16 protein-coding genes and 1 tRNA gene are annotated in these 14,513 nt (G+C 26.6%); 2 read left to right on the top strand and 15 right to left on the bottom strand.

Annotated features, from left to right (window positions below; all coding sequences use genetic code 4):
* Positions 1-49: 49 nt before the first annotated feature.
* The 3 genes from SAPIS_RS02130 to rdgB all read right to left on the bottom strand — a co-directional run bounded on the left by SAPIS_RS02130 (position 50) and on the right by rdgB (position 2,692).
* The gene (locus SAPIS_RS02130; RefSeq protein WP_023789189.1) at positions 50-1,414 is read right to left on the bottom strand and encodes a DEAD/DEAH box helicase; all 1,365 of its coding nucleotides are present in this window, start codon (positions 1,412-1,414) and stop codon (positions 50-52) included.
* A 36-nt stretch (positions 1,415-1,450) separates the two neighbouring features.
* Positions 1,451-1,966 (bottom strand): tRNA (cytidine(34)-2'-O)-methyltransferase, encoded by a 516-nt coding sequence (locus SAPIS_RS02125; RefSeq protein ID WP_023789188.1) that lies wholly within the window; start codon positions 1,964-1,966, stop codon positions 1,451-1,453.
* Between the two features lie 117 nt (positions 1,967-2,083).
* Positions 2,084-2,692 carry an RdgB/HAM1 family non-canonical purine NTP pyrophosphatase gene (gene rdgB / locus SAPIS_RS02120; protein WP_023789187.1) on the bottom strand — a complete coding sequence of 203 codons (609 nt, stop codon included), beginning with the start codon at positions 2,690-2,692 and terminating at the stop codon, positions 2,084-2,086.
* A 53-nt stretch (positions 2,693-2,745) separates the two neighbouring features.
* Between rdgB and SAPIS_RS02115 the strand changes: the two genes are divergently transcribed.
* Positions 2,746-3,546: a phosphotransferase gene (locus SAPIS_RS02115; RefSeq protein WP_023789186.1), complete on the top strand. Its 801-nt coding sequence runs from the start codon at positions 2,746-2,748 to the stop codon at positions 3,544-3,546.
* A gap of 3 nt (positions 3,547-3,549) precedes the next feature.
* On the opposite strand, the gene SAPIS_RS02110 is transcribed toward SAPIS_RS02115, so the two are convergent.
* From SAPIS_RS02110 to truB, 9 genes are all read right to left on the bottom strand, one after another.
* Positions 3,550-4,278: a DxFTY motif-containing membrane protein gene (locus SAPIS_RS02110; RefSeq protein WP_023789185.1), complete on the bottom strand. Its 729-nt coding sequence runs from the start codon at positions 4,276-4,278 to the stop codon at positions 3,550-3,552.
* A gap of 57 nt (positions 4,279-4,335) precedes the next feature.
* A tRNA-Gly gene (locus SAPIS_RS02105) sits at positions 4,336-4,409 on the bottom strand.
* Positions 4,410-4,548: 139 nt separating this feature from the next.
* Positions 4,549-5,328: a MurR/RpiR family transcriptional regulator gene (locus tag SAPIS_RS02100; protein WP_023789184.1), complete on the bottom strand. Its 780-nt coding sequence runs from the start codon at positions 5,326-5,328 to the stop codon at positions 4,549-4,551.
* A 21-nt stretch (positions 5,329-5,349) separates the two neighbouring features.
* The gene (gene miaA / locus SAPIS_RS02095) at positions 5,350-6,279 is read right to left on the bottom strand and encodes a tRNA (adenosine(37)-N6)-dimethylallyltransferase MiaA (RefSeq protein WP_023789183.1); all 930 of its coding nucleotides are present in this window, start codon (positions 6,277-6,279) and stop codon (positions 5,350-5,352) included.
* Between the two features lie 223 nt (positions 6,280-6,502).
* Positions 6,503-7,063: a hypothetical protein gene (locus SAPIS_RS05175; RefSeq protein WP_023789182.1), complete on the bottom strand. Its 561-nt coding sequence runs from the start codon at positions 7,061-7,063 to the stop codon at positions 6,503-6,505.
* Positions 7,064-7,210: 147 nt separating this feature from the next.
* Entirely contained in the window at positions 7,211-8,428 is a 1,218-nt protein-coding gene (locus SAPIS_RS02085; RefSeq protein ID WP_023789181.1) for an FGGY family carbohydrate kinase, read from the bottom strand.
* Positions 8,429-8,490: 62 nt separating this feature from the next.
* Positions 8,491-8,757, bottom strand: coding sequence for a 30S ribosomal protein S15 (gene rpsO / locus SAPIS_RS02080; protein WP_023789180.1), 267 nt, complete (start codon positions 8,755-8,757; stop codon positions 8,491-8,493).
* 109 nt (positions 8,758-8,866) lie between these two features.
* The gene (locus SAPIS_RS02075; protein WP_023789179.1) at positions 8,867-9,619 is read right to left on the bottom strand and encodes a nucleotidyl transferase family protein; all 753 of its coding nucleotides are present in this window, start codon (positions 9,617-9,619) and stop codon (positions 8,867-8,869) included.
* Entirely contained in the window at positions 9,606-10,532 is a 927-nt protein-coding gene (gene truB / locus SAPIS_RS02070; protein WP_023789178.1) for a tRNA pseudouridine(55) synthase TruB, read from the bottom strand. Before truB ends, SAPIS_RS02075 begins: the two co-directional genes overlap by 14 nt.
* A gap of 57 nt (positions 10,533-10,589) precedes the next feature.
* On the opposite strand from truB, the gene SAPIS_RS02065 reads away from it, so the two are divergent.
* Positions 10,590-11,174 carry a hypothetical protein gene (locus tag SAPIS_RS02065; RefSeq protein ID WP_144083784.1) on the top strand — a complete coding sequence of 195 codons (585 nt, stop codon included), beginning with the start codon at positions 10,590-10,592 and terminating at the stop codon, positions 11,172-11,174.
* 28 nt (positions 11,175-11,202) lie between these two features.
* On the opposite strand, the gene SAPIS_RS02060 is transcribed toward SAPIS_RS02065, so the two are convergent.
* The 3 genes from SAPIS_RS02060 to SAPIS_RS02050 are packed head-to-tail and all read right to left on the bottom strand — an operon-like array spanning position 11,203 to position 14,464.
* Positions 11,203-12,537: a hypothetical protein gene (locus SAPIS_RS02060; protein WP_023789176.1), complete on the bottom strand. Its 1,335-nt coding sequence runs from the start codon at positions 12,535-12,537 to the stop codon at positions 11,203-11,205.
* Positions 12,530-13,726 (bottom strand): hypothetical protein, encoded by a 1,197-nt coding sequence (locus SAPIS_RS02055; RefSeq protein ID WP_023789175.1) that lies wholly within the window; start codon positions 13,724-13,726, stop codon positions 12,530-12,532. Before SAPIS_RS02055 ends, SAPIS_RS02060 begins: the two co-directional genes overlap by 8 nt.
* Positions 13,727-13,750: 24 nt before the next feature.
* Positions 13,751-14,464, bottom strand: a complete 714-nt coding sequence (locus tag SAPIS_RS02050; RefSeq protein WP_023789174.1) for an RsmE family RNA methyltransferase — start codon at positions 14,462-14,464, stop codon at positions 13,751-13,753.
* Between the last annotated feature and the right edge of the window lie 49 nt (positions 14,465-14,513).

Here is a 14,513-nt window from a genome sequence, read left to right as displayed (position 1 = left end):
TGATTATAGAACATATAAGTTCATTTTTAAACTTTAATATTGTAATTTTTTAATTGTCAAACAAATCTTCACGTCTTTTTTTGTATTTTGCTTTTTTAATTTTAGCAATTGATTCTTTAATATGTTTTCTTCGAATGTCTTTCTTAATTTTATCGATTTCTGCCTTACGTTTCTTTTTGTATCCAGGTTTAATTGATTTAGCTTTATATTTGCTGATTATTTTTTGTTCTTCGATGTTAGCTGGATTATTTTTATTTATAACTTTCTTTTTACTTTTTTGAGTTATTTCAACTAAATCGTTTTGTACAAGTTTTTTATTTGTAAAAGTGAACCCCATTGATTTCAAAGTATCAATTTGGTGTTGATTATTTGAATTAAATAAAATGTAACTTTGACCAGTATAGTTATTTCTACCTGTTCTTCCACTCCTGTGAACATAATATTCCAATTCTTTTGGTAAATCTATCGAAATTATATGACTAACACCATCAATATCCATACCACGGGATGCAACATCACTTGCAACTATTCATTTAAACTCCATATTTTGGATTCTCTTTTGCATATTTGTTCTTACACGAGCATCTAAATCTCCGTGTAATTCACCAACATTTTTTATACCAAACTCATTTAGTCATGAAATTATTTCTTTTATTTGATCTTTTTTATTTACAAAAATCATTGCGATATATGGATTAATTGAATCTACGATTATTTTTAGTACATCTTTATTTTCTTTGTTTTTTGTTCATACTAGAACGTGTTCAATATTTTTATTACTTGGTTTTTTTTCAGTACTCTCTATAAAAATAGCTTTAGAAAGATATTTTGATAGAAATGGTTTTAAACCATTACTAATAGTTGCTGAAAATAAACTTATTGAAACATTCTCATTCATTTTAGATAATATGAAGTCCAACTCATCAATGAAACCTAGGTCAAATATCATATCACACTCGTCGATAACGACATTTTTAGCTGTTGTGATTTGTAAAGCATTTTGCTCATACAAGTTTTTTAACCTAGTTGGTGTCCCAACAACTATTAATGGTTGTTTATTTTTTAAAGCTATAGCTTGTTTCTCGAAGTCATCTCCTCCAACAAACAAGGCAACTGAGCTTTCAGAGTTAAATTCTAATAACTCTTTAACATTTTTATAAATTTGTCTTGCAAGTTCTCTAGTTGGCGTAACTATTACAAACTGTGTTTTTTTACTTTCATAATCAATGTTGTTCAAAATAGGTAATAAAAATGAATGTGTCTTTCCAGTCCCTGTATGTGATTGAGCAATCACTGATTTATGTTTTTTAAGTAAAGGTATTACCTTTTCTTGTATTTTTGTAGGACTAACAAATCCTATTTTTTCTAATGCATCATTTAAGAATTTTTTAAATCCAAAATCTGAAAATTTCATTTTTTACCTCGCTTTTTGATTATACCTTTTTATAATTTATCTTTCTAAATAATCCTCGCCCTTTTCAACTTCTACTAGGCTAAGACCTTCATAATCTCATTGTCTTAATACTTCATAAGATGCTATCCCTACACTATTTGCAATATTCAAACTTCTACCAGTTGATAACATAGGGATTCTAAAACATCTTTCAAGATTCTCTTTCAGAATATTTGTTGGAATTCCAGTAGATTCTCTACCAAAAACTAAAAATATGCTTTCAGATATGACCTTGAAATCAAAAGAAGATGGCGGTTTTTTTCCATATCTAGTCATAAAAAATAATTCTTTTGGTTGATTTATGTTTATGAACTCATCTCAATCTTCATATCTAGCAAATTCGCACCCTTCAAAGTTATTTGCACTACTTCTAAGAAAGTTTCTTTTATCAAATACGAAACCAAAAGGTTCGATTAAGTGTAATTTAGCCCCAATTAATGCACATGTTCTCATAATTGCACCAACATTTGCAGCTATTTCTGGTTCATATAAAACAACATTTAATTTACGCATAATTCCTCCAAAACAAAAGAGAGCTAGAAACTCTCTACGATTATCATTATAAAATATCTTAATAATTTTTCGAATTACTTACTAATATTTTAACAAGTTTCAAGGTTTTTCTACATATTAATTTTCTTTGTTATATTCTTTAAAAAAATTTTTCATCAGTTCGATCGCTTGTCGTCTGTGTGATATAGAGTTTTTTTCTTCAAATGTCATTTCCGCAAAAGTCTTAGTATAACCATTAGGAATAAATATCTTATCATATGCAAAACCATTTTCGCCTTTTTGTTCGAATGATATAATGCCATCAACCCTACCAACAAATGTTTTATGAATATTGTTTTTTTCATCTAAGAATGTGATGCATGAAATAAAGTGAGCTTTTCTGTCATTTGGTGCCAATAAATTTGCTTCTTCTAATTTAGATAATAACTTATCATTTATCTTGGACCAATCAGTCAATGGTTTAGCTCACCTTGCAGAATAAACCCCTGGAAAATTATCAAGATTATCAATACAAATTCCAGAATCGTCTGCTATAACTTTTTCATTAACAATTTTAGCTAAGTACTTTGCTTTTGCTAATGAGTTGCCTTCAAAAGTGTTTTCATTCTCAGGAATATCAATATTTTTATCCAAATCTTTTAAAGTCTTAATTTCATAATCAGTTAGTATAGTTTTAAAGTCTTTTATTTTTCCTTCATTATTAGTTGCAATTCATATTTTTTTCATATTTCCCTCTTTTTTTAGATTATATAGAATAACATTAACTTGAGGTGGCAAAAATGAAAAAAACTTACAAGGGGTTAACAAATGATATCACTGTTGAAAAAGGCTACATAGTTAAAAAATCGAAACCAATAACCATAGAGTATCTAGATAAGAAAAATGAAAAAAACGTATTATTAGAGTTTATCGATGCTGATCAAAAAATTATGTTAAAACCTGCAGCTTTTTCATTTGAAAATGGAGAACTAACCTCAAAATTTCAAATTTTAACAAATCACTTTACAATAGAGGAACTTGGACTTCAAGAAAATCATCTCAAAATGGTTGCATCAGCTATTAAGAAAATGCATGAAGTTGATGTCAATAAAAAAAATATAAAAAACTTTGATTATGAGTTTTTTTTAGATTTTTTTTATAATGGTATTAAAACAATGTTTTATGACTTAACTCAAGAATATGAATTAATTAAGCAAAAGTTGAAAATCATCGATAACTTGGAACAAGTTATTAGTCATAATGATTTGGTTCCAGGAAATATCTTAATTAAGGACCAAGAGTTAATATTGATAGATTACGACTTTGTTATGTTAAATAATAAGTTCTTTGATATAGCAAGTTTCATTACAGAAACTTGTTCTAGTAACGATGACTTTGTTAATATTTTTATTGAAGAATGTTTAAATGAGGGAATTTTAAAGAAAAATGAAATGTATATTTTAAACTTTGTTATCAAATATCAAGATTTATTGTGGACTTTATGAGCTAATTATATGTATGAAAAAACTAAGGAAAAAATATATTACAAAATTGCAAAAATAAAATACAAAGTACTTAAAGAAAGAAAAGATATAAAATAGTAACTATTTAAAGTTACTATTTTTTTTATTTCTTTTTTTATTTTCTTTTTCATCAAGTTTATCATTTATATTTTTTATTCTTTGATTTTTTTTGTTCTCACGTTCTTCTAGTTGTTTGTTGATTTTATAATCTAGTTCCTGTTTAAACTTTTGCAAATCTTCTTGTCTCTTATTTTTTTTGAAGATGTAAGTTTCGTACCTTCTTAATTTTATCTCTTTATTAGTTGGTATTTTGTCACCATTTTTTCATGCTTTGTACATGATCTCTAAATTTTCTTTTCGGCGAAGTTCATAATTTTTAAAAACTAATGTAGTAAAAACAGAAATACTCATGCTTAATATAATTGCCACTACCACTATTATGAATTTGACTAGAATTCAAACATTTTTATTAGGTAACTTATATCCAATCAAAATAACAGTTATTATTGCTACAGTAATTGTGATCGAGAATGTAAAGTTATCAGCTTTATGAAATTTACAAAAATAAAAGATTGTTGTAGATAAAAAAGTATAAAGAAAATAAACAAAACAAATAAGTGCAACAAAACCGATTACTGGTTGTGGTAAATTTTGGTTCATTGTTACACCAAAATCAAACCCTACAAGAATTCAAATTGTGATTCCAGGGATCAGTGATTCGATAGATACGAATAAGACACTTAATAAAAAATTAGTTCTATCATTATTAAACTCTCTTATAAAATTTATTTGCTTTTTATTTTCTTTCATAACTTACCTTTCCAATTAATAAATAAAAAAACCTCATATTGAGGTTAACTTTCATAATGGAGCGGGTGAAGGGAATCGAACCCTCACAGTCAGCTTGGAAGGCTGAAGTTCTACCATTAAACTACACCCGCGAATCAAACACAAGTAGATAATATATCATTAATACATTTGTGTCAATAAATTTTAAAACTTTTTTGATATTTTTTTATGTTATCAACCTACAAACAATAATACACCAAATAAAATAAATAATTGTAAATAAAATAATAATTATTTTATTTTAGCATTTAAAAAAACTTTTTCTGAGATTAAGAAAAACAATATCATCATTGCAATTGAACGGTATCGATAATCATTTGTGCTTATAGGATAATTAACCATAAGTTTTTCTCATCTACTATCGTCTGGAATTTCTGTTATGTGGTTTTGTGTTGTAATAATAAATACATGAGCAGTCAATATTTTTAAGAAGTCAAGCATTCTAGAAAGTGTATCAGTATCTCTCCCTGTGAAAAGAATTAAAACAACTTCATTTTTAAAATCAATATGTCTTACAATTTCAACATTGATAGAACTATCCATTATATGAACTTCAATGCCTTGATTTCTTAAAATTGTTTGAAGATAAACTGCTGATTGCATTGATTGAAACGAAGGTGCAATTCACAATTTTCTTCTTTTATTAATAATTTTTGAGAACTTTAAAATGAAATCAGAAGACTCATAAACTCAGGTCTTAATAGCCTCAAAGTTGGTCAAATCAAGATTCTCATAATCTATTTTTTTTGGTGCATCATGACGATTACCACCAAGAGTGTTTTCGTATTCTATTTTCAAACGGATTGTTAATTCTTTGTAACCTTCACACAAGGTTGCTTTAGAAAATTGAGTAATTGTTGCCAATGAAACAAAACAAGTTTCAGCAAGTTCATTTTGTGATTTAAATATCCCTTGCTGGAAATCAAGTAACAACTGTTTAGCTATAATTTTAAAAGTGGTATTTCTGTTATCTTTGATTAGGTTTTCTACACGTTCATACATTGAAATCATAATATCGCCTCATTTTTTTTATTATAAATTATTTAACTTCAAATGTATATAATTTGATACATTTTCAGTCATTACTTGAAAGTTTTGATAATCATGATTAAATCATTTTACGTCCTCAAATTGATTTTTAAACCATGTTAATTGTCTTCTTGCATATCTTCTATTATTTCTTTGCATCAATTCAATACATCTTTCATAATTAATTTCATTTTTTAGATAAGATAGAATTTCTGGTCCACCAATACACTTCAAAGCTTGCGAAGTCTCATTGTAATTATTATCTGATCATGCTTTTTTTATTTCTTCGAATAAACCTTTTTCGACTAGTTTTAAAACCCTATCTTCAATTTTTTTATGTAGAAGTTTCCTATCTGGTTCTATACCAATAATAATTACTTCGTCATAAAACATATGTTTATTATTTTTTATTATCGTTGATTTTACTTGTCCATTTATTTCGAAAATTTCAAGCGCTCTTAAAACTCTGTATCTATTGTTTGGATGTATCGAAAGAGCTGCTTCTTTATCAACTTTTTTTAATACATTTCATAATTCTTGATTATCCAAATTACTATATTTATTTTCAAAATCAGGAATATGTTCTTTACTATTAAAATTATAGTTCATTATAAGTGCATTAATGAAAAGTCCAGTGCCTCCAACAATAATCGGTAGTTTTCCTCGTTCTAATACCTCATTTATTATCTTTCGACCATCTCTTTGGTAATCAGCAACGCTATAACTTTCATTAACTTTTTTTATTGAAAATAAATGATGTGGAATGCCTTGCATTTCACTTTCTGATATTTTATTAGTTGCAATATCTGTACCTTGAAAAATTTGGGTAGAATCTGCATTGATACATTCTCCATTAAATTTTTGTGCTAGTATGACTGACAAATCAGTTTTACCTGATGCGGTTGGACCAACAATAACGACTATTTTTGACAAGTTAACCTCCTTTTTTGTTTTTTTAACAACTATTAATTTTTAATTCTCATTAAAAAAACAAAAAAAATATTTCCACCCGCTATGAAATGCATGAGATAGGAAATACTAATTTATAGAGCGGTTTTGGACACTCACGCAAACGTAAGAATAACAAATATTCTTGGTGTCCCAAAGGACATAATTATTATAATATAAAAAATATCCCTCTCGGGGATATCTTTTATTATTTCTTAGATAAAGGAGCTTTTCTAATTTCAATATTGATTTTTTTTGGTTCAACAATTGATGGTTGGAACAAAACAGTTTTTCTTGCTTTATCCAATGCATCACCAGGAACTTTTACTTCCTTCATGTAGTTGTAAATTTGTTGCATTTCTCTAGCGCCAGTAACTGCAGCAACTCAAGGTTCACCAGCTTTACGCTTAATTTTAGCATTCATTCAGTGCAATGCCACAATGTTGTTTACATCATCGTATTCACCTTCTGGATCAACTAGTGCATGAACTCAACCGAATTCAGATTCTAAACCGTATTCATTGTGTTTAATAATTGCTCCCGCTACATCTTTTCTATATATAGCTGAGTTTGTTGCTGATACTGGGTCTGCTTTTTCTCATATGAATTTTTCTTGACCTTCTGTTAACTTAATTAATTTATTAACAATTTTGTTTGGTTTTGGATCAGTAACTTTTTTTCTTGTTTGGATATGTTGTGATCTTTTTGCATTAGAGGCAGCTCTTTTAACTGCTTTTATTTCTGGTCCTTTATTTGTTGTATTTGCCATAATTTTTAGCACCATCTTTCTAGTCTTAAAACATAATCATTTTAATATTCTTTTTTGGAACACCAAAACATATTACTATTATACACCAAAAAATAGTTTTTTTCTATTTAGCACTCTAATTGTTTTCAGAATTTTTTAAGGAAATTCTTAGTTTTTCTTAAAGTACTCTTTCATACCATTAATTGGGTTTGCTTCTTCCACTTCTTTAAAAGTGAAATTATTGTTTGATAAGTTCTTTAATTGATTGTTGATATCTTTGATTTTCAACCCTTTACCACTTATAAATAATTGGCATTTTTTGTTAAGTTTCAGTTCAATATTTGTTCGAAAGTCATTAACTTTGTCTACAATTTGAGAGATTATTGTGAAGATTGTATTTTTTGTAAAATTGTAAGTTAAAACTTTTTGTTGATACAACAAGTAATCATCTTCTTTAAAAAATGATACTTGTCCATCTTCTATTGTTGAGTCTGAGAAATCTAATTCATTTAAGTTCTCATAATCTATATCCAATTGAGAAAGAACAAATTTTATGTTATTGATTCCGTTTTTTGAAAAATACCCGTAAATATATTTACCATTTGTAATTGGATAACAGAAATCTAATTTGTCATCTACTTGAATAGCTTTATTCACGATTACTTTCGAACAAATAAAGTCATCAATAGCCGAGGATATATTATTTTGTTTTTTGGTAATTGCAAGATGTTTAGCATATACTTCAGAAATTCCAGTGCCTATTAAAAAGTTATAACCCTTATATTCAAATTTGTAATTTATATCCTTTTTGGAAATACTTGGGTAAATCAGATTTTTCTTATCAACCAATTTCATAATTGTTTCTGAGAAACACCTTTGTTTGTAATCTAAGAATCCACTTGAGGAAGCATCTGTTATTTCTATAATATTTTCTTGAATTAAATTGATTAAAATTCATCCCTTCAGCGTTGTTCATTCGCTAAGGTTCTCATAATTTGCATTTTTAATTTTAAATATAGGTAAATATCCACCGTTTATCAATCCATTTATTTTTTTAAGTTTTTTCTTTAGATTTTGTTCGACATTGGATGAAACATTATCAATTGGACAATATCCTTTATCAATTGGTCTCTTATCTTGGTCCAAAAGGATCAAACTGTGACCAAATGATGATAAAAAGACTTTCGTATCTCTTGGATTGTTTTTCAACACTTCGTCAAATATATCATAGATTTCAGGCATAATATTCTCTACGATTATACGATTGTTATAATCGTATAAAAACTCATAGTTAGGTCTCCTTTTTTTGAAAATCAACTTGCGTTTTTCGTTATAAACTTCAACATTTAATGCAAGAGCACTGAAATTAACATAAACTTCGTTCATTTTTTTACCTCGATTTTAAATATTTTATAATAATAAAAGATAAAAAAAACCTTTTTTAAAGGTTATTTTCTTATTTTTAATCTTTCGATTATTGATTTGTATCTTTCAACATCTTTTTTTAATAAGAAGTTTAGTAAGTGTCTTCTTTTAGCCACTTTTTTTAATAAACTTCTTCTTGAAGTTATATCTTTTTTATGAACAGACAAATGTTCAGTAAGGTTTGATATATCTGTTGTAAGCAAAGCAATTTGAACTTCTGCTTTTCCAGTATCTTTTGGATTGCTACCAAATTCGTTTAGAATATCTTCTTTTTGTTTTTTTGAAACCATATTTCTTTCCCCTTTTAAACTTGATTGAAAAAGTTTAAACAAAGCTAAAATTTAGGGAAAATCATAGCAATGTAAAAACATCAATACCGAATAATTATAGCAAATTTTTTTATTTTTTATAAAATTTTAATATTTTTATGCAATATTTTTTAGAGTGCATTAGATTATCGATTTTAAAAAAATTATTTATATATTGAACTTTTAACTTTTTGTTATCAATTTCAATTTTATAAGTTCCTTCTCTCAATTCTAAATTACTATCAACTATTGAAAACATATTTTTTTTGTTCGAATTATTAATAATTTCAATTTCTAAATCCCGTTTGATTTGTCTCCGAACTTTCCTTATCAAACCATTTTTTAAATAATATTTGATGTTCGATGTTGAGTACTTTTCACATCGTCTGTATATAATTACATTTTCAGATTTAAAAACATTTATTAAATCTGAAACATTTCCTGAACTCTTGTGTCCAAAAGTAAAATCACTTCCTACAATTATCTTTTCTACAAGAACCTTATCTTTTAAAAAATTAATAAATTCTTGTTTTGAGGTGGCGATTGTTTTATCGTTTACTTGAATCTCAAGAATAAAATTTGGTTTGTAGGAAGATGAAATTAAATCATATTTTATGTGATTTGATTGAATGATAATATTTTTATTCCTTAAATAATCTCTTATTTTTTTTGAAAATGTAATTACACCTCAATCAAGATCATATTTTTGGGCTATTTTTTGAGCTCTCCTTAATATTTTTTGATGGTATTTATGTAATCCATCGAAAAAACCAATACAAACTACTGTCCCCTTTTGAAAACTAAAATTCTCGTTTTCTTCAAGGTTGGAGTTAATTAATACCATTAAAATTTGACCTTTCAGCGTCTGTTAAAATTGCCTTATCATCAACTTCTCATAATCCTCTTTGACATGCATAAAGTTCGTGTGCCACTCATCGATATATTGCTATGACATTTTTTTTGTCATCAATTATAAAAACAATTGGAAGGTTTATATTAACTAATGTAATAGCTTTACCTTGTTTTATATCTTCAATTTTATGGTATTCTATCAGAGCTTGTTTATTTTGAATTAATCCATCATAGATAGAGATGATATCGTTCTCAGTCACTTCCTCAATAGTTTTTGCTTCAGTTAAGAAGAACTCACCAGAAGCCACTCTTTCTAACTCCTTGACTGTACTAATCGTTGATAAGTCTTTTGCAATATCTTTTACTAAACTTCTTATGTAAGTTCCCTTACTACAACTAACACTAAGCTTAATTGTTCCTAGTTTTGAATTATAATCTAAAAGCTTACAACTATTTATCGTCACAGTTCTAGGTTTTATTTCAACAGATTGATTATTTCTTGCATATTCGTATAACTTCTTACCCTCTACTTTAACAGCAGAATAGATTGGTGGATATTGTTCATACATATATCCATCGTATTTATTGACAACATCAGTAATTTCTTTTTTACTAAACTTTCTTGGTGTTTCTTCTTTCAATACTGCTCCAGTGATGTCATCAGAATCTGTTTGAATAAATAATTTCATTGTAACATTGTAAATCTTATCTTTACTCAATAAGTAATTTGAAATTTTAGTAGCTTGGTTAACAAGTATTACCATTATCCCTGTCGCCAATGGATCTAATGTACCTGCATGACCAATTTTCTTTATTTGGAATTTTCTTTTTAGTTTTTGTATTAGATCATTTGAAGTTATACCGCTTGGTTTATTTATTAAATAAATACCTGATTTTTGAGACATAAATACCTCCAAGTTGTCTAATCACATTTAACTTAATTATACCCTCTACTGTCCTGTTTGAAAAGGAAAAATGGTCATATTTATGTTATAATATTTACAATTGATAAGCGGCGGGGTGATATTGTGCGTATAAAATCAGATTTTTATCGTGAAATCGAAGCAGAATTTAAAACTATTGCCGAAAAAGAAAACTTGGGTGGAGGAGCAAATCCTGTAAGTAACTTGAGCACTCAAATGTTTTACTTGTCCAAACATCAGTTCAACTCTTTCGATGATTTTGATCAAGCAGTTGTTAGTGAAGTAGCAAATACAATTCAATCACTTGAAGACATAATTGTTAAAAAGGCTTTATCTTACCAACAATTGGCTAAAGAAACCTATAATCAAAACATTGACCCACAAAAATGAGTGGATTATGCTCAAAGTGAAGCATATAAACTTAGTTATGAAATGTATGATGAAAGAGAATTAAAGTATTTAAGACATTTTCATATCATTTGATTAACATGAGTGTTTTGTGACGAAGAATTGAAAAAATTGAGAATAAAAGCTAGTAGAGATCTTTATAGACATATCGGAAAAACAGCTGAAAATGTTCATATCAAGCGAAGAAATGACCTTATGAAGCAAAAAGATAAGTAAAAACAACCTTAGATTAGGTTGTTTTTTCTTAATTATCATTTTCAATAATCCAATCTTCTGGGTTGATTTTTTCTAGTATTGTAAGAATTGCCTTTATAGTTATGTCAAAGTTAGCTTGCGAGTTGAATGGATACTTTTTATCAAAATAAGGTATTAAATAACTGATTTTGTTTTGATAACTTGTTAATCAATTATGAGCGATTATATTAAGATCTTCCATAGCCTCTCTTTGATATTTAGTTCTGATGTCTTTTTTTAAATCATCTGATAATTTAGTATATAAAGAAGCTCCTAATTTTGTGAATCATTTTTTAAACATTGCATAATTAGAAAATCCTGTAATAATTTTTGGGCTTACAAAGTATCTTTTACCATCACTTTTAGCCTTGTCCCAAGAAACTTTTGAATATCCATCGCTATTAGAGTATTTTGATGATATATCATTAAGATCATCATAGTTTTCCAAGTCAAAAATTCTAAAACCATCAAAATATGTGATTGGTTGTCTAAATGAGGTTTTTGTATTTAGAGAATACCTTGAAACACCTTGAAAGATTTCGTAATCTTCAAACTCTAAACTATTAAAGTAATAAGTATTGGTATCTTGAAACTTTATAAGTATAAAATAGAATAAATTATTGATTTTTATCTCTTTAGCAAATCATTTTTTTAAATTCTTTCTATTCATAAATTGATCAATATTAAAACTAGACCCTTCCCTTGCAGTTTTACTCTCTACATAAGTATTTATTGTTCTACATAAATATTCATAAAATCAAGTGATAATCGCATAATCGATATTATAGGTGTACTTAAATTGTCCACCAAGAATAAAATTTAATAGTTTTTTGAACTTAAACAAGACTCCGTTACTAATATTATTAGCTTTAATGAAATCATTTGTTAATTTTGAACAATAATCTTTTTCTATGTTCCCATTTCGATTTGCGTAATCAATATAATTTTTAGAATCGTGATTTCTAATCATCAGAATTATTCTAAAATATATTTTTATATTTTTAAACTGAGTTGAGATAACTATATAGTTATCGTTTCTTTTGATAGAAAACTTATGAGGAAGCTTTTTAAAGAAATCTAATACTTCATCATGAGCTTTTTTCATATCAAAAGAGTTATAAGTTATGTATTTTATCAAAGCAAGATCTAAATCTATTACATTATCATTTAAAATATAAGAGTTATAACGAAAGTCACCTAACTTTTCAAAGTGATAATCTGAATTATTCGTAGTAGCTTTAATCTCAAAATAACTTTCCTTAATGTAATTGATTAACTCTTTATTTATGGATAAATTTTTATTTATAGCTATCTTTCATTGGGCACATAGATTTGGTTTAGACATTAAAAATCTCTCCTAAATTTATATCGTATTTATAAAAACTTATAAAAACAAGAAATAAACCAATATTATTATCTGATGGATAAACGTTTTTGGTAACTATACGTATCTCTAAATCATCATATAATTTTTTTCTTTTTTTCATAGTTATATTAGAATTTCCGGTTGTATTTTTTAAATATGGTGTTGTATCATATCAGAATAAAATATCGTTTTTTTCGTTACCATCTTCAAAAAAGGTTTCAGCCATTTTCATATATTTTTCCAAAAAACTTTTTGTACTAGAATAACTATTATTATATACTCATTTTAAATTTTTGAGTTTTACTAACGAATATAACTTATCAAATGGTTTACTTTTCTTATAATATATATTCTTAGTCTCAAATAACTCATCTAAAATTTTATTTTTAGGAAAAAGTTGATAGAAAGCATATGCTAATCATTCTTTAAAATAATTATTATTAATCAGATTTCATTGCAAATCTTCCATTATTTTTAGTTTTATAAATCAACGTTGTTTGGCAGTATATTTTTCTCGAAAGTTTAACCTTATATAAAAGAATAATATTTCAAGTTTTCTTAGGGTTAACTTATTAAGTATTTTATAAGTTTTAACAAAGTTTAGTGAAAAAGATTTTGAATACTGATTTCTACTACAAATAATTAAAGGATATTCATTGTGAGTAAGAGCACCACGTATAATTATCGAAAAAACTATTTTATTTTCTTTAATAAAATCAATTTTGACTGAATCTGTATGATAAATAAATTCGTTTTTGATGTATTTAGCCGGATATTTTTTAATAAAATATCCAACATTTATATTATCATTAATTCGATATTTATCTCTTAGTGCCTTAAGTACAATTTCGTTCACTTTACAAATTTCACAATCAAAAAAATGATCTTTTGTTTTTATTTCATTTTCATAGACAAAATAATTTTTCTTACTTACATATTTTATAGCTAACAAGTCGACTTTGAAAGGATTGTCAAAATTAAAAACATTCTTGATAGCATAACTACCATGTTTTTTTATTCTTACATATTTCTTAAGCTCATTTTGAATGAACCTAATATTTTTATCGATAAACCTTTTTAGTTCATTAGGTAAAGAAACTGTCTTTAACTGTTTGTTTATCAATTTTATATCCGTTGTAACAGAAAGACTTTGTTTTTTCTCAAACATAGTTTACCTCATCTCAATACTTAATTAATCATTCTTTTCATAAACAATCGCACTAAGCGCATAAATAGCCGCAGTTTCCGCTCTTAGAATATTATCACCGAGCGATACTGTCTTATAATTCATTTGTTGTAGTTTTGATATTTCATTTTCACTAATTCCGCCCTCTGGTCCAATAATTATGTTGATAGTTTCTCAATTAGTTTTTAGAAATTGTTTGAAACTCTTTTCATTCTCTTGCTCTCAAGCAACTAGTTTTAGATCAGAGTTGATATTATTGATCTTATTGATATCTCTTATTATCGAATGTATTTTAGGGATAGTTAATCTTTTAGATTGTTTTGCAGCTTCAACACATATATTTTGTCAGCGAGATAATTTAGCTTCTTCTTTTTTTGGATCTATGTTAACAACATTTCTTGAAAAAATAACAGGATAAATATTATCTATCCCTAACTCAGTTGCTTTTTGTAAAATTAAATCTCATTTTTGTTCTCTAATTACTCCAACAATTAAGTTAGTGGTCATTAATGATTTTTGAGCAGAAAGTTGTTTTTTTATAATTGCTGTACATTCATCTTGAGTTACATTAAATATTTCGCATAAATATTTTTTTTCCTCAAAAATACAATAAATTTCTTCCCCTGTCTTTAATTTTACGACATTTCTAAGATGATGTAGATCGTCACCTTTGATAACAAACTTATCCTCAAATTTTTCTTCCAAAAAAAAACTATGCATTTTGTTATCTCCTATTTAGAATATTATATAATAATTATCGAGGTGAATA

Origin of the sequence: Spiroplasma apis B31 (assembly GCF_000500935.1) — a bacterium.
Classification (GTDB): Bacteria; Bacillota_I; Bacilli_A; order Mycoplasmatales; family Mycoplasmataceae; genus Spiroplasma_A; species Spiroplasma_A apis.
This window is presented reverse-complemented; position numbering and strand designations above follow the sequence as displayed.